This window comes from uncultured Chryseobacterium sp., from assembly GCF_913776365.1.
In the GTDB taxonomy this organism is placed as follows: Bacteria; Bacteroidota; Bacteroidia; order Flavobacteriales; family Weeksellaceae; genus Chryseobacterium.
In genome coordinates, this window is the sequence record NZ_CAJYMO010000125.1 from 1 (window position 1) to 14,934 (window position 14,934).

The window sequence follows — 14,934 nt, forward strand, 5'->3', positions numbered from 1 at the left end:
TGTTGAAAACGTTTAACAATCATAGTATTACAGCTCTTTTTTAAGAAATAATGAAAGGGATTTTAAAAATTTACCATCCGGAGGAAACGCTAAAGTACAATATCAGAAACACTTATTGTAAAGCGGTGTACAGCAACCAGCAACACCTGTTAGAGGTTGAGATTATTACGGATGACAGTCTGGATCATGTGGATGATGATTCTCTGCAGTACAACTTTCCTCAGTTATCACTTGAAGTCTTTGATTTCCCTATCGAATCTGCGGAAATAGAAGGGAAAACCATTACGGTAAATGATTCTGATGAAGAAACCTTTACGGAAGTGGATCTTTTTGATGATGAAGAAGCTTTTATATATGATAATGAACTTCAGTTTGAAAAAAATGAAGAAGGCGAGCTCCAGGTAATCTGGAAGGGAACCATCGATGATTTCTATACCGGATCCGGAAACCCGATTCCTTTCAGGCTGAAGTGCGAATTTAAGCAGGATGTTATTGAAGTAGACGAGGACTGAAAAATCACGTTCTGAGCAGATAAAGTTAAAATTCTTTTCAATTTCTTTTGAAGAGAATTTTGCTGTTTGTAATTTAAGCTGTTTCATCTGTTTTTTAAGCATTTTTTAAGACTGCTTTTCATAATATTCCATTACATTTGTCGTTACAACTTTTATAAAAATAGATATTAATGCTGTTAACGGAACTTATTCAGATCTTATTTGCACAGGTTACCACATCTGCAGTGGCAGAAGCGCCTAAAAAAGTATTTTCATTTTGGGAAATCATGTTTCATGGCGGCATATTCGCAAAAATCGTAATGGTAACCGTACTTTTACTCGGTGTCTTTTCTGTTTACCTCTTTTTCGAAAGGTTTTTCTTCATCAAAAGAATGGTGTCGAAAACCGATGCCGATTTTATGAATAACATTGAAGATTTCATCCGGGAAGGAAAGATAGAAGCGGCGGCGGATTACTGTAAGAGGCAGCATTCTCCTGAAGGAAGGATCCTGGAGAAAGGAATTTCCAGGCTGGGCCGGCCGGTTTCCGATATCGTAAGCGCCATGGAATCGCAGGCACAGGTGGAAGTGGCCAACATGGAAAAAAACCTCAACCTGCTGGCAGTAGTGCCAAGCATTGCCCCGATGCTGGGGCTCCTGGGTACGGTAATCGGGATGATCATTGCGTTCTTTGACCTTTCCAATATGGAAGGGGCTTTCTCTCCGAAAACACTTTCAGAAGGGATCTATACCGCGCTCGGACAGACAGCGGTGGGTCTTGCCGTAGCCATCCCGGCCAACTTTTTCTATAACATCCTGTTAACGAGGATTGATAAATTTGTATTAAGGGCACAGAACATGTCAGGAGAATTTCTGGACCTGATCAACAAGCCGTTGTAATCTTTGGAATATGCCGAAAGGTTGAACCTTAACAAACAAAATTCAGCAGATGAAAATTCAGAGAAAAAACAAAGCACGCCCGGAATTCAGTTTAGCAGCCATGACCGATGTGATCCTGCTGATGCTGATCTTCTTTATGATCACTTCTTCTGCCGCCAACCAGAGCGCCATTGAAGTGAATCTGCCGAAAACCGGTGCCGTGGATGATAATATCCCGAATCCGCTTACGGTAAGCATTAAACCGGACGGATCTTATTTTGTGGACGATGTACCTGTAAGCCGGACCGACCTGGAACAGATGATCGTAAACAAACTGAACAGCCAGGGCAGTAAAGCCTTTACCATACGGGCCGATGAAAGCACGATGCACAAAGACGTGGTTTTTGCCATGGAAATCGCAGAAAAGCATAAGTTCAATATTGCCATAGCTACGGTAAAAGATAAATAATAAATCCTGAGTATTCAGAAACCACCAGACGGGATGAGAAGCGATACCATCAATAAAAACGAAGAAAACAGAGACCGGATTAAAAGCGCCCTGCTTTCAGTCCTGATCTGGTCTGCTATCCTGCTGTTTGTTTTCCTGTATAAATTAAAGCCAAAGCCTCAGGAACCCGAACCGGAAATCGTGACGACCATGCTGGTCAATTTCGGGGACAACAGAAACGGAAACGGGGTGGAAGAGCCGGCCGACCAGCCGGGAAGCCTGGCCGCCGTTACGGATGAGCCTACCGCTGAAACGCCTGAAACAGCCGTTCCGGAAACCAGGACCACTATTGAACCGCAGCCACAGCCGGAAACTAAAAAATCCGAAGCTAAAGAAAAAATAGTTACCGGAAACAATCCGAAGGTAATGGTCCCGAAAAGGGAAGAATCAACGGAAAGCAAAAAATCATCCACCAGCGCAAGCGCTTCAAAGAATACTAAAAAATCCGGGGCCGTAACTGCGAATTCCAAGACCGGAAGCGGTGACGGAAAAGGAACGGCAGCCATCGGGAACCTTATCCGCGGGAGAGGAACAAAAGCCGGAAGCCAGGGAGACGGCGAAGGCATCGGAAATGCCGGTGACCCGCTGGGCGGTGACGGAAACGGCGACAGCAAGGTGGGCATCGACAGAAAGTTGGTAGGGTTTATCCCCGGAACCATGGGAAGGGGCGGTGCACAGCCTGCCAATAATTGTACAGCCAGCGGAACCATTACGGTTGCCTACACGGTAGATAAGGCCGGCAACGTGGTTTCTGCCAGAAGATCAGGAGGAACAGCGGATCCCTGCATCACCTCCAATGCGGTCTCATGGGTCAAGAAATATGTAAAGGCTGAAAAGTCAAGCGTCTCTTCTACCGGAACGTATAAAATTACTTTTTAAAATACAAAAGCACTTTATTCAAGTGCTTTTTTTATTTCATTGATCCGGTTGATGACCGGAAGTGCAAAAATTCCGCTGGTCTGCAGATAAAGTTCATAGAACGTCTTTGCTTTGTCCAGAAAATCCTTGTCAGATTCCCCTCTGCCCTTGAAATAGAAAAGGTTTCCAAGCATCTCATAATAGTCTTTACGGTCCCTTTCCTGCCTTTCTTCAACCATGGCGGTAAGTTCTTCTTTCGGTTTCGAGGAAATTTCTGTGAAATCCATCTTGAAGATATCTTTCATCAGGGAATCGAAATCAAGCTCTTTTTGCATCAGGCTTTCCTCAGGCTTGTCGAGGATCAGTTTTTCCAGTGCCTGGCTCAGCTGGCGGATCAGCCGCAGGGTAAATTCTTTATCGGTAATCATACACTATTTTTTATATTAAAAATTCAGATAATCTTCAGTGCAGGTCAGTTCACTCCATCTTGCTGAGAGAAATTTTGCATAGTGCTGAGGTGAAAGACCATAGGTGCCTAATGAATGACCGTCATTCACTTCCACCAGTACGGTTTCATTATTTTTATTCAGTCCGAAATCCAGTGCAAATGCCCTGGGCTGTAATGAAAATGCTTCGATGGCTGAATACACGGTTTTAAGATCCAATGCGGTGTCCCATGCGCCTTTGTATCTCCTGATATCCAAGATTTCCCCATACCGGATAAAGCACCGCCATTCCGTTCTGAAATCCATCCTTTCAGAACACCAGATTTCAGTATCATGCTCCCTGCTCATGATTCCCATAAAGTCTTTTTCATTTGAAATCACCGTACCCGCAAACAATTTGGTTTCCTTCTTGGGCTTAATAAAGATATTCCATCCTTCTTTCTTTTCAAATAATGTATTGACGGTGGAAGACCATATTTTTCTTTTCAGGAAAGGAATAAGTTCCTCAGGATAGTCAATTTCCTTTTCCGGCTGAGGAATGTTTAAACGGCGCAACCGTTTTCTCACATTCCCGATCCCGCCGACTACAATATCTTCCGGCCTGAAGCCGGTAATATCATCTGCATCCGTATACTTTTCAGTTGTAAAGCCAAAATGTCTGAATCCTTCGTAAGCCACAAAGGCATTGACATTATAAAAGTTTCCGTCCTTATCGGTTTGTATATAGGTTTTCATAGGATCAGTGTCAGGCAAAAAACAGATAAGCCAGTAAGATCGAGGTGATAATGCCCACCAGATCGGCCAGAAGCATGGCCACTACCGTGTATCTTGTGTTGCGTACAGCTACGGCTCCGAAATAGACTGCAATTACATAGAACGTGGTATCTGAGCTTCCCTGTAATACGGCAGCCAGCTTTCCCTGGAAACTGTCCGGTCCGAAAGTAGCCATAGTGTCCACCATCATTCCGCGGGCTCCCGAACCGGATAAAGGTTTGATCAGGGCAGTCGGCAGCCCGTCCACAAACCGGGCGTCCAGGTTCGCGGCATCAGCCGCCCATTTCATTCCGTCGATGATCACATCAAAGACCCCTGAAGTCCTCAGCATGGAAATGGCAATCAGCATCCCGACGAGATAAGGAATGATTTTCACACAGGTGGTAAACCCTTCTTTGGCTCCTTCGATAAAGGCATCGAAGACATTTATTTTTTTATAAACCGCTCCCAGTACGATAGCAAGGAAGATGAACAGGATCAGCCCGTTGCTCAGCACCTGGCTGAATGTATCCAGGTCTTCTTTGCTGAGTCCGGTAAGGTACCATACGAGCAACCCGACCAGTGCGGAAATCGCTCCTACATAACCGATCACTACCGGATTCAGTAAATTGATTTTCTGGTATAGGGAAACGATAATCATCGCGGCCATCGTCGCTGCGAAAGTAGCCATCATGCAGTACAGAAAAATATCGGTAGGATTCTGCGAGCCTGCAGAAGACCGGAGGGCAATGATGGATACCGGGATCAGGGTCATGCCGCCGGCATGGAGACAGAGAAACATGATCTGTGAATTGCTGGCCGTTTCCTTATCAGGGTTCAGGGTCTGCAGGCTTTCCATTGCCTTCAGTCCGAAAGGCGTTGCGGCATTGTCCAGGCCCAGCAGGTTGGCACTGAAATTCATCAGCATGTGCCCGAAAGCAGGATGGTTCTTAGGGATTTCAGGAAACAGTTTCGAGAAAAAGGGCTGGATCAGCCTGCTCAGCAGGTTGATGCCGCCTGCCTTCTCGGCGATGCTCATGAATCCCATGAAGAGGGCCATGATCCCGATCAGCCCCAGACAGATTTTCACGGCTGTTTCGGAAGTTCCGATGACACCGTCAGATTCCTGAATACGGTAAACCTTCACGTCCTGCTTCAGAGAATCCGTCCTGTAATGGATACGGCTATCTTCAAAATCAGGCTTTCTCATCAGGCTGTCTCTTACGAAAGGGGAAACGGCGCTCACGGGCCGGGTATCGATCTGAACGGTATCACCGCCCTTTCCCACCACCATATCATTGAAAATGGTTTTGTAGTTGCCTGACGATACATATTTTATGCTTGCAATAGCAATGGCCACGATAATAAAGGCGGACCAAATTCTGCTGAGAACCATCGGATTGAATTAAGATGGGTAAACTTATCAAAAAAACTCCGGATTACAAAGAAGTACGGGTTTTTAAACGTGGTTTTACGTTCAGGAATGCCATATGATACTTTATCAATGGTCAATCCGCTGCGCTGGTCAATGGTCAATTTAAGTCTAGTTTGAAAATTCACTTGCAGAGCAAAATTGACCATTCACCATTCACTTTTGGTCAATGGTCAATCCGCTTCGCTGGTCAATGGTCAATTTTCTTCTGCTTAAGAAAAAAAAATTTGCTCCAGCGGAGCAATATCTGTGTAGCAAAAGGATTAGCAGGATATCTGAACTCCGGCGGAGTCCTATCTTTCACCGACATACTGGTTAGGGCAGATAGCACACCTCCGGCGTGCTATTCATGGCAAATTTTTTCCTTGTATCCTCCATCTTTTAATAAGTATAACGTTTGTGTATGCGTTCAGTAAGGTAAGTGTCAGATTATTTATCCTGTAATAATTTCTCAAGTCTTTCAATCATCTCTCTCTGCTGCTGAATCATTCTTTCGTATAATTCGACCATTTTATCAAGAGGATTGAAATTGCAGTTGGAATTAATGGCATTCAAGGTGGAAGTATCATTACTGGTAAATGTATTCGAAATGATATTGAGAGCCTGTTCTTCGTTAAAATTCTGAAAAGCTTCTACCGGGATCTTTAAGAGTTTCGAGATCTCCTGCAGCAGGCTGGTGTCAATCACTTCCTTCTGTTCCAGTATTGAAATTTTTTTCTGGTTCCATTCCTCGCCCAGATCGAAGGCCAAGGCTTCCTGTTTGATGCCCAGCATCTCCCGGAATCTTTTTATATTGCGTCCCTGATGTATTTTCTGTTCCATGACCTATGTTTTTGTTAGTAAAGGGTAAATGTAGAAATTATTAAGAAATCAGACAAGAAAAGTAATACTGATATTTTGTGAATCAGGACAGGATATCTGTGAGTGCAGTATTTTGCTATATCCTATATGCACATTAATTAAACCAATTCAAAAATTCACTTGCACAGCACAATTGACTTGCATAGCAAAATTCATCATTCACTACTATTTACTCATCTTTCAGGTAAACCAGAAAGCCTTCACAATCATCATCCGTGTTTTTAAGCACCTTGGCATCTTTCATCTTCTTTTCCAGTCCGTCGATAAAGAAGCTTTTCTCAAAAAACTGGCGGTGGACGCCCGGCAGCATTTCCATGAAATAATCCATCCCGATTTTATTGTTGTGAAGATCCATTTTGGTCTCCAGGGGTTTGTTCGGGAAGAGTTCTTCATGCAGGTCGGTAAGCCGTTTGCAGAACTTCAGGGCTTTTTCGGGAGAAGATACCTTGCTGCAATACATCAGGATGAAACAGCACCAGAGGGCATGCCTGAATGAATTTCCGATGCCATTGGTAGAGGCGGTTTCCGGAAACTTTTTCTGGGCAATGGAATAGGCCTTAAGCGTGGCATAGAAGCTGAGCAGTGAAAAAACCGGATGGGGCAGAACCAGCGACAGGAGACGCATGATCTTTTTAAGGCTCATGCTGCGGATCGTATTGAAAAAAATGCTGAATGTTCTCATCAAATTAAAAATCTCTCCCGGTAAGAGAGAGATTGCCATATCGTGTTGTTAATGATTAAGCATGGGCAGTAAGCAATTTCACTGTTTTGGAAACGGTATTCTGGATTTCCGTTCTCTTGACGATGAAATCCACAAATCCTTTCTCCTGCAGGAATTCCGAGGTTTGGAAGCCTTCCGGAAGGTCTCTTCCGATGGTTTCCCGGATAACCCTTGGCCCTGCAAACCCGATCAGTGCTCCGGGCTCTGCCATGATGATATCGGCAGTCATGGCAAAGGATGCCGTAATCCCTCCGAAAGTAGGATCGCAAAGATAAGCGATGTACAACAGTCCCGCTTCTGAAAGCTGGGCCAGTTTCGCCTGAACTTTAGCCAGCTGCATCAGGGAGTAGGTGGCTTCCTGCATTCTTGCTCCGCCGGACTGGCAGATGATCATATACGGAAGCTTCTTCTCGATGCAATAATCGATGGCGCGTCTGATTTTTTCACCCATTACGGAACCCAGAGAACCTCCGATGAAAGCAAAATCCATACAGGAAACTACCATTTCGGTGCCTTTAACAGTACCTACTGCGTTTCTGATGGAATCGGTAAGCTTGGTTTTGGCTTTTACTTCTTTCAGACGGTCTGCGTAAGGTTTTGTATCTTTGAAATTCAGGATGTCAATACTTTCAACATTCGCATCCAGTTCGGTGAACTTGCCTTCATCAAAAAGGATGTCAAAAAATTCAGCACTTCCTATTCTCACATGGAAACCGTCTTCCGGGGAAACATAATTGTTTCTCTTCAGTTCGTCATGCTCAACAATTTTTCCGGACGGAGTCTGGTGCCAAAGACCTTTGGGAACGTCTTTTTTCTCGTCGGTAGAGGTCGTAATATTTTGTGCTTTTCTTTTAAACCACTCGAATGCCATAGTGTCTGTATTATTGTACAATGTAAAAAAATAAAATGTATAAAGGCCGATACGGATAAGCATCGTACTTTATACATTTTACAGAAATTATTTAAGCGTATTTACGTTATTTAAATCTTCGAATGCCTGAACCAGTCTCTTCGAGAAAGTTTCTTCTCCTTTTCTCACCCATACCCTCGGGTCATAGAACTTTTTGTTCGGCTTTTCTTCTCCATCCGGGTTTCCGATCTGGGCTCTCAGGTAATCGATGTTGTCCACCATATAATCCCTGATTCCTTCCGTATAGGCAAACTGAAGGTCGGTATCGATATTCATCTTGATCACTCCGTAATCGATGGCTTCCCTGATTTCTTCCAAGGTAGAACCGGATCCTCCGTGGAATACGAAGTTTACCGGCTTTTCGGCAGTTCCGAATTTTTCCTGTACATATTTCTGGGAATTGTCAAGGATCTTAGGGGTAAGTACTACATTCCCTGGCTTGTATACGCCGTGTACGTTACCGAAAGCGGCTGCAATGGTAAAGTTATCGGAGATTGCTTTCAGCTTTTCGTAAGTATAAGCTACGTCTTCCGGCTGGGTGTATAATTTTGAATTGTCAACATCAGAGTTGTCAACACCGTCTTCTTCACCTCCGGTCACTCCGATCTCCACTTCCAGGGTCATCTGCATTTTTGCCATTCTCTCGAAATACCGGGCGGAAACTTCAAGGTTTTCCTCCAGGGATTCTTCGGAAAGGTCCAGCATATGGGAAGAGTACAGGGATTTTCCATGTTGTTTGTAGAAAGTTTCGCTGGCATCCATCAATCCGTCGATCCACGGCAATAGTTTTTTTGCACAGTGGTCGGTATGAAGGATTACGGTAGCTCCGTAAGCTTCAGCCAGGGTATGGATATGTTTTGCTCCGGCTACTGCTCCCAGGATGGCCGCTTTCTGTCCTTCATTACTCAATCCTTTTCCTGCGTTGAAAGCAGCTCCTCCGTTGGAGAACTGGATGATAACAGGTGAGTTTAGTTTTGCTGCAGTTTCCATCACTGCATTTACGTTGCTGGAACCAATTACGTTAACTGCAGGTAATGCAAATTTATTTTCTTTAGCATGCTGAAAAATATCAGTAACTAATTGACCTGTGGCAACTCCTGCCGGGAAAATTCTGCTCATTGTTTTACTTTTTTAATATCAATTATTAGGGTTTGTAAAATTCCTGTAAAGGTAATCATTTTTGCTTAACTGCTAATTTCTTTTGTCTTTCCCCCAAAGCAGCTTCTGGCGGATGGTTTCGTAGAAGCTCAGGTTGTTGGGCTGTACCAGGAGAATCTGGAATGCCGCTTTCCTGAGGACAATTTCTTTGTCGGTCTCAATATGGATCAGCCTCGAATCCAGCGAAAGGGAATACTGGGGAACCCTGCTTTCCACCTTCAGCTTGATTTCTACGGTGTCATTTACGATCAGCGGACGCACGTTCAGGTTATGCGGCGCAATGGGAGTGATGACGAAGTTCTCGTTTTTAGGCGAAATAATCGGCCCGCCGCAGCTCAGTGAATAGGCGGTAGACCCGGTGGGTGTGGAAATAATGACTCCGTCACCCCAGAAGACGTTCAGGAATTCATCATTGATGTAAGAGTCTACCGTTATCATGGAGGTGGTTTCCTTCCGGGAAATAGTCACATCATTCAGAGCATACGGAAAAAAGCCTTCCAGCCCTTCGGCAATGACTTCAATAACGGCACGCCGGCTGGTTTTTACGTCGCCTTTCAGGATGGAGTCGAGCTCGTTGAATGCCTCCTCTTTGGTGAAGCTGGCCAGGAATCCGAGTCTTCCGGTGTTGACACCGACAATAGGGATTTCAAGGTCTTCCACGAAAGTAAGCGAATTCACAATGGTGCCATCGCCTCCGAAAGTGAAGAAAAGGTCTACTTTCTTATCAATCAGGTCCTGTTTTCCGCTGAAGGTTTCAAAAATCTTGGAGAACTGAAGGGAATCCGCCATTTCATCATACAAAACCGATTTTACGCCCCTGTTTTCAAGCTCGGAAATAAATTTGCTTAAATATAAAAAGGTATCGAGATCTTTTTTCTGAGAATATATGGCTGCCTTCATCTGGATTTAAATTTCTATAAATTTCTGGAAAAACCCGAACCTGTCCTGAAACAGATCCGATTTGTCATCAGAATAATATTTCTGCACGATCCTGTAGTCGTACCGGTCAAATGTTTCATCAATGGAGCTCAGATTTTCATTTCCGATCTTGATGGTTACCTGAATGGCCTCATCGGACATGGAGCTGATAAAGGCCCCGTAGAATTTGGAATTGTTGCTTTCCACAATGTTGGCAATTTCCGTCATCGAATACTTCCGTGCCGGAGTCTCTACCGTAAGGATGGCTCCTGACTCGGAGAACAGCGGATATTTGGAAAGATCCTGAAAGATGTCTTCACAGCTGATATAGCCCAGATACTTTTCCGCTTTATTGATGACCGGAACCACATTGGCATTGAAGGTATAGAAAAGCCGGATGCTGTCCATAATATTATGGTCTTCCAGGATGGCAAAGCGCTCAATCTGGTGTTCCAAGTCTTTCAGGGTACCTTCTTCCTCATAAAGGAAATCCTCGGCCAGTGCCCCGTAAAACTGATTGGATTTTTTAATGAAAATATGAGAATATCCAAATGCATCCAGCATATCTCTTGCCGATTCTATAGAGTCAGACAGACTAAAGCATGGGAAATCCTTTGAGATATAGTCTTTGATAAACATTGTGCTAATTTATAAAAAATTAAATGAAACTATTTCTGAAATTCCAACTTTTTTTCCGTAAAAACAAAAAAAGCGATTTTAAAATTTGCCCGTAACGAAAAAATAGGTATCTTTGTCGCCTTTCATTTTTACTTTTTATTAGATTTATTTCAAACTGCACTGTCTATTAGGCACATGCAGTTTTTTTATTTTAGGGCACTGGCAAATTCCCACATCACGATTCCCCCGCAAACGCTTACATTTAAAGAATGCTTTGTTCCGAGCTGCGGGATTTCAATAAAGGAATCTATATTAGGAAGTGCCTCATCACTGATTCCTTCCACTTCATTTCCCAGGATCACCGCATATTTTTTTGCAGTATCAATGGTGAAGTCGGTAATCATCCGGCTGCCGGTAGTCTGTTCGATCCCGATAATTTCAAATCCGCGGGATTTCAGATCCCGGATGGCCGTATTGATGTCGCTCTCATAGCTCCAGTCTACGCTTTCCGTTGCCCCCAGGGCGGCCTTGTGGATCTCGCGGTGCGGCGGCCTCGGGGTAATCCCGCACAGGATGATCTCCTGAACCAGAAAGGCATCAGCGGTCCTGAAAGTTGCTCCTACATTATGCATGCTCCTGAGGTTATCCAGGATCACGATTAGCGGTATTTTTTCAACCTTCTTAAAGGTTTCCACATCAATTCTGTTCAGTTCTTCCAGTTTTAATTTCTGTACCAAGGGTAATATTTTATAGATGGGTTATTATCATGTACGAGATTCAGATTCCTGCAGATTTCATCCGGGCAGGCCCATGATCCGGTGTACGCTTTTTTCTATATTCTGTGCAATGGCTTCCATCGGAATGTCATTTTCATCATTGCTGAAAGGGTCTTCTATTTCTTCGGCAATCATTTCCAGGCTCATCAGGACGTAATAGACGAATACCGTCAGCGGGATCATGAAAAGGCCGATGGAGATCACATACGCTACCGGTAATGCCAGTACATATAAGATGATGAATTTCTTTACGAAAGAAGAGTAAGAATACGGGATCGGAGTATTCTTGATCCGTTCGCAGCCGCCGCAGACATCGAGAAAGCCTGAAAGCTGGGTATCGAGATAAATCATTTCCATCCCGGATATTTTCCCTTCTTTTTTCAGCTGTTGCAGCTTATGGGTCAGCAGGATCACGATTTCACTCGGTCCGTGATGCCGGATATATTCTACGATTTCAGAATAATCTTCATCCAGTGCCAGCCTGGTGGATTCCTTGGAAAGGTGTTTTGCCAGGAAATGCGGAAAGAATTTCAGGTAACGGGCGATCTGCTCCAGGTCCTGTTGGTCGTTTTCGAGGATGGCTTTTATTTTAATGGCAAAATTGCGGGAGTCATTCACCAGTTTCCCCCAGAGTTTCCGGCCTTCCCACCAGCGGTCATATGCTGTATTGGTTCTGAAGACCAGCAGCAGGGAAAGCACGAATCCCAGCAGGGAATGGATCATGCTTACATTACTGACCGGCGATTGTGAAGAGAGGTGAAGGTATTCCACTTCCAGGTATTCGATGCCCCAGGAATAGAGTCCTACCAGGATCATCGTGGGGAAGAGGATCTTCAGCGTATCACTTTTATGAAGGCTGAACAGGATTTTCAGGAAATGCTTGGTATTGTAGACTCTCATACCGGACAAAGATAATTAAATAGGATGATATAAGACAGGCCGCAATGGGCTGTTCATTCCGCTGAAGCATCCACAGAAGCAGAAAATGGGGATCTCCGGAATTAATTTCTGCCCGGAGAAGTCCTTTCCGGATATTTTATATGGGTCAAATTTTAAAGGAAGACCTTCAGGGACTTTACTTCTTTTATTTTATTTCATACTTTTACCATCCTAATTTCAAGAACGATTTTTAATGGCAAAGGCAAAGAAAGAGACCCCGCTCATGACACAGTACAATACCATCAAGGCAAAATACCCTGATGCGCTTCTGCTGTTCAGGGTCGGTGATTTTTATGAAACTTTCGGGCAGGATGCCGTTAGAACCTCACAGGTGCTGGGGATTGTCCTGACCAAAAGGGCCAACGGCGAAGGCAGTATTGAGCTGGCAGGATTCCCTCACCATTCCATCGATTCCTACCTTCCGAAGCTGGTGAGGGCAGGGATGAGGGTAGCCATCTGCGACCAGCTGGAAGATCCGAAGATGGTAAAGGGGATCGTTAAAAGAGGCGTAACGGAGCTGGTGACTCCGGGCGTTACGTTCAATGACCAGGTACTGAGCTCCAAAAAGAACAACTTCCTGCTTTCACTTCATAAAGAAAAGGAGAAGTTCGGAATGGCCCTGGTGGATGTTTCCACAGGGGAATTCCTGGTCAGCGAAGGTAACCTGGAGAAGCTGCTCCACATCATCAATACCTTCGATCCGAGTGAAATTATCTACCAGCGGAGCGTACAGATTCCTGAACAGCTGAAAAGCAGAAATGCCTTTAAGCTGGAAGACTGGGCCTTTCAGTATAATTTTGCCTATGAAAAGCTGACTGCCCATTTCAGGACCAATTCATTGAAGGGGTTTGGGGTGGATGAGCAGCCGCTGGCGATTACGGCCGCGGGAGCCATTTTCGCCTATCTGGTGGAAGATACCCACCATAATTTACTGGCCCACATCACGAAAATCCAGACCATTCCACAGGAAGATTTCCTGATGATGGACCACTTTACCCTGAGAAACCTGGAAATCGTATATCCAAGCCATCCGCAGGGAAAATCATTGCTGGACATCATCGACAGGACTTCCACCCCAATGGGCGGAAGGCTGCTGAGGCGCAGGATGATCCTGCCGCTGAAATCCGTTGAGGAAATCAACAGGAGACTGGCCCTGATTGATTTTTTAAACGAAAATGACCAGCTTAAATACGAAATTTCCCAGCTCCTGAAATCCATTTCCGACCTGGACCGCCTGGTGGGGAAACTGGCAGCAGAAAAAATTTCACCGAAAGAACTGGGCTACCTCCGCCAGAGCCTGAGCAATATACAGAAAATAAGGACGTTGCTGGATCCTCATGCCGGTGTGCTGGCCTGGCTGGATCCGCTCTACGACCAGGGCCAGCTGATCGACTGCCTGCAGAACCACCTGAATGATGAACTTCCGGTGCATCTTGCCAAAGGAAACGTCATCAAGCAGGGAATCTCTGAAGAACTGGACAACTTAAGAGGCCTGCAAAGCAAAGGCCGCGGGTTCCTGGATGAAATGTGCTGCCGCGAAATCGAAAGAACCGGGATTTCCAGCCTTAAAATTGATTTTAACAATGTTTTCGGATATTATATCGAAGTCCGGAATACCCACAAAGATAAAGTTCCGGCCGACTGGCTGAGAAAACAGACCCTGGTGAATGCGGAACGCTACATCACGGAGGAACTGAAAGAGTATGAAAACCAGATCCTGGGCGCCGAAGAGAAGATAGGTATGCTGGAAAACACCCTGTACCGCACCGTGTGTTCCGATACGATTGTACACATCGATCAGATCCAGGAGAATTCCCATATTATTGCCCAGCTGGATGTTGCCGTAGGTTTGTCTGATCTTGCGGTTTCTGAGAGTTATACAAAACCGGTGCTGAATGAGTCCTTTGCCATCGATCTCAAGGAAGCCCGGCACCCGATCATCGAAAACGCCCTCCCGTTAGGTGAAAAATATATTCCGAACGATATTTTCCTGGACAAGGACTCCCAGCAGATCATTATGGTAACCGGTCCGAATATGGCGGGTAAATCGGCTATTCTGAGGCAGACGGCTATCGTATGCCTGATGGCACAGATCGGAAGTTTTGTACCGGCAAAACATGCGGAGATCGGGATTCTGGACAAGATTTTTACCAGGGTGGGAGCTACCGATAATATTTCCTCCGGGGAATCCACCTTCATGGTGGAAATGAACGAAGCTGCCAATATCCTGAATAATATTTCCGACCGCAGCCTGATCCTGCTGGATGAAATCGGCCGCGGGACTTCCACTTATGACGGCGTTTCCATTGCCTGGGCCATTGCAGAGTACCTGCATCAGCATCCGTCGCAGGCCAAGACCTTATTTGCCACCCATTATCATGAACTGAATGAAATGACGGTGAATTTTGAGCGGGTGAAGAATTTTCATGTCTCCATCCAGGAAAACAAAGGCAATATTATTTTTATGAGGAAACTGGTGCCCGGCGGAAGTGAGCACAGCTTCGGGATCCACGTGGCCAAGCTGGCCGGGATGCCTGCCAAAGTCGTGAGCCGCGCCAATGAAATCCTGAAAACGTTGGAAGCCAGCCGTACCCAAGGCAGAGGAACGTCGGAAAACATCAGGCGGGTAACCGAAGAGAATATGCAGCTGTCATTCTTTCAGTTGGA

General features: G+C 45.0%; 16 protein-coding genes. 5 read left to right on the forward strand and 11 right to left on the reverse strand.

Annotated features, from left to right (window positions below; all coding sequences use genetic code 11):
* The first annotated feature begins 50 nt into the window (after positions 1-50).
* The 4 genes from QZ735_RS06075 to QZ735_RS06090 all read left to right on the forward strand — a co-directional run bounded on the left by QZ735_RS06075 (position 51) and on the right by QZ735_RS06090 (position 2,756).
* Positions 51-512, forward strand: coding sequence for a hypothetical protein (locus QZ735_RS06075; RefSeq protein ID WP_294245606.1), 462 nt, complete (start codon positions 51-53; stop codon positions 510-512).
* Positions 513-682: 170 nt separating this feature from the next.
* A complete protein-coding gene (locus QZ735_RS06080) occupies positions 683-1,390 on the forward strand; it encodes a MotA/TolQ/ExbB proton channel family protein (protein WP_294245608.1) in 708 nt (235 codons plus the stop codon).
* A 49-nt stretch (positions 1,391-1,439) separates the two neighbouring features.
* Positions 1,440-1,838 (forward strand): biopolymer transporter ExbD, encoded by a 399-nt coding sequence (locus QZ735_RS06085; RefSeq protein ID WP_294245611.1) that lies wholly within the window; start codon positions 1,440-1,442, stop codon positions 1,836-1,838.
* A 33-nt stretch (positions 1,839-1,871) separates the two neighbouring features.
* Positions 1,872-2,756, forward strand: coding sequence for a ferric siderophore ABC transporter substrate-binding protein (locus QZ735_RS06090; RefSeq protein WP_294245613.1), 885 nt, complete (start codon positions 1,872-1,874; stop codon positions 2,754-2,756).
* A gap of 14 nt (positions 2,757-2,770) precedes the next feature.
* Here the strand turns inward: QZ735_RS06090 and QZ735_RS06095 are convergent, their stop codons facing one another.
* From QZ735_RS06095 to QZ735_RS06145, 11 genes are all read right to left on the reverse strand, one after another.
* Positions 2,771-3,163, reverse strand: a complete 393-nt coding sequence (locus QZ735_RS06095; protein ID WP_294245616.1) for a hypothetical protein — start codon at positions 3,161-3,163, stop codon at positions 2,771-2,773.
* A gap of 15 nt (positions 3,164-3,178) precedes the next feature.
* The gene (locus QZ735_RS06100; protein ID WP_294245618.1) at positions 3,179-3,916 is read right to left on the reverse strand and encodes an ATP-grasp domain-containing protein; all 738 of its coding nucleotides are present in this window, start codon (positions 3,914-3,916) and stop codon (positions 3,179-3,181) included.
* A 10-nt stretch (positions 3,917-3,926) separates the two neighbouring features.
* The gene (locus tag QZ735_RS06105; RefSeq protein WP_294245621.1) at positions 3,927-5,330 is read right to left on the reverse strand and encodes a nucleoside recognition domain-containing protein; all 1,404 of its coding nucleotides are present in this window, start codon (positions 5,328-5,330) and stop codon (positions 3,927-3,929) included.
* A 465-nt stretch (positions 5,331-5,795) separates the two neighbouring features.
* Entirely contained in the window at positions 5,796-6,188 is a 393-nt protein-coding gene (locus QZ735_RS06110) for a helix-turn-helix transcriptional regulator (RefSeq protein WP_294245624.1), read from the reverse strand.
* Positions 6,189-6,396: 208 nt separating this feature from the next.
* Positions 6,397-6,909, reverse strand: a complete 513-nt coding sequence (locus QZ735_RS06115) for a hypothetical protein (RefSeq protein ID WP_294245650.1) — start codon at positions 6,907-6,909, stop codon at positions 6,397-6,399.
* Between the two features lie 55 nt (positions 6,910-6,964).
* Positions 6,965-7,819 carry an acetyl-CoA carboxylase, carboxyltransferase subunit beta gene (accD, locus tag QZ735_RS06120; RefSeq protein ID WP_294245627.1) on the reverse strand — a complete coding sequence of 285 codons (855 nt, stop codon included), beginning with the start codon at positions 7,817-7,819 and terminating at the stop codon, positions 6,965-6,967.
* Between the two features lie 87 nt (positions 7,820-7,906).
* The gene (fbaA, locus tag QZ735_RS06125) at positions 7,907-8,977 is read right to left on the reverse strand and encodes a class II fructose-bisphosphate aldolase (RefSeq protein WP_294245630.1); all 1,071 of its coding nucleotides are present in this window, start codon (positions 8,975-8,977) and stop codon (positions 7,907-7,909) included.
* 72 nt (positions 8,978-9,049) lie between these two features.
* Positions 9,050-9,916 (reverse strand): NAD kinase, encoded by an 867-nt coding sequence (locus QZ735_RS06130; protein ID WP_294245632.1) that lies wholly within the window; start codon positions 9,914-9,916, stop codon positions 9,050-9,052.
* 6 nt (positions 9,917-9,922) lie between these two features.
* Complete coding sequence (locus QZ735_RS06135) at positions 9,923-10,573, reverse strand: CBS domain-containing protein (protein ID WP_294245634.1); 651 nt, start codon at positions 10,571-10,573, stop codon at positions 9,923-9,925.
* Positions 10,574-10,758: 185 nt separating this feature from the next.
* Positions 10,759-11,289: an RNA methyltransferase gene (locus tag QZ735_RS06140; RefSeq protein ID WP_294245637.1), complete on the reverse strand. Its 531-nt coding sequence runs from the start codon at positions 11,287-11,289 to the stop codon at positions 10,759-10,761.
* Positions 11,290-11,346: 57 nt separating this feature from the next.
* Positions 11,347-12,228: a bestrophin family protein gene (locus QZ735_RS06145; protein WP_294245642.1), complete on the reverse strand. Its 882-nt coding sequence runs from the start codon at positions 12,226-12,228 to the stop codon at positions 11,347-11,349.
* A 232-nt stretch (positions 12,229-12,460) separates the two neighbouring features.
* Here QZ735_RS06145 and mutS point away from each other — a divergent pair.
* Positions 12,461-14,934, forward strand: a 2,474-nt coding sequence (mutS, locus tag QZ735_RS06150) for a DNA mismatch repair protein MutS (RefSeq protein ID WP_294245647.1), incomplete at its 3' end; no start/stop codon positions are given.

What these genes read in the sequence shown, in the direction of transcription:
- QZ735_RS06080 (WP_294245608.1), top strand. Translation starts at nt 683, where the DNA reads ATGCTGTTAACGGAACTTATTCAGATCTTATTTGCACAGGTTACCACA.
- QZ735_RS06090 (WP_294245613.1), top strand. Translation starts at nt 1,872, where the DNA reads ATGAGAAGCGATACCATCAATAAAAACGAAGAAAACAGAGACCGGATT.
- QZ735_RS06085 (WP_294245611.1), top strand. Translation starts at nt 1,440, where the DNA reads ATGAAAATTCAGAGAAAAAACAAAGCACGCCCGGAATTCAGTTTAGCA.
- QZ735_RS06105 (WP_294245621.1), bottom strand. Translation starts at nt 5,330, where the DNA reads ATGGTTCTCAGCAGAATTTGGTCCGCCTTTATTATCGTGGCCATTGCT.
- QZ735_RS06100 (WP_294245618.1), bottom strand. Translation starts at nt 3,916, where the DNA reads ATGAAAACCTATATACAAACCGATAAGGACGGAAACTTTTATAATGTC.
- QZ735_RS06145 (WP_294245642.1), bottom strand. Translation starts at nt 12,228, where the DNA reads ATGAGAGTCTACAATACCAAGCATTTCCTGAAAATCCTGTTCAGCCTT.
- QZ735_RS06095 (WP_294245616.1), bottom strand. Translation starts at nt 3,163, where the DNA reads ATGATTACCGATAAAGAATTTACCCTGCGGCTGATCCGCCAGCTGAGC.
- QZ735_RS06075 (WP_294245606.1), top strand. Translation starts at nt 51, where the DNA reads ATGAAAGGGATTTTAAAAATTTACCATCCGGAGGAAACGCTAAAGTAC.
- QZ735_RS06115 (WP_294245650.1), bottom strand. Translation starts at nt 6,909, where the DNA reads ATGAGAACATTCAGCATTTTTTTCAATACGATCCGCAGCATGAGCCTT.
- QZ735_RS06130 (WP_294245632.1), bottom strand. Translation starts at nt 9,916, where the DNA reads ATGAAGGCAGCCATATATTCTCAGAAAAAAGATCTCGATACCTTTTTA.
- fbaA (WP_294245630.1), bottom strand. Translation starts at nt 8,977, where the DNA reads ATGAGCAGAATTTTCCCGGCAGGAGTTGCCACAGGTCAATTAGTTACT.
- accD (WP_294245627.1), bottom strand. Translation starts at nt 7,819, where the DNA reads ATGGCATTCGAGTGGTTTAAAAGAAAAGCACAAAATATTACGACCTCT.
- QZ735_RS06135 (WP_294245634.1), bottom strand. Translation starts at nt 10,573, where the DNA reads ATGTTTATCAAAGACTATATCTCAAAGGATTTCCCATGCTTTAGTCTG.
- QZ735_RS06110 (WP_294245624.1), bottom strand. Translation starts at nt 6,188, where the DNA reads ATGGAACAGAAAATACATCAGGGACGCAATATAAAAAGATTCCGGGAG.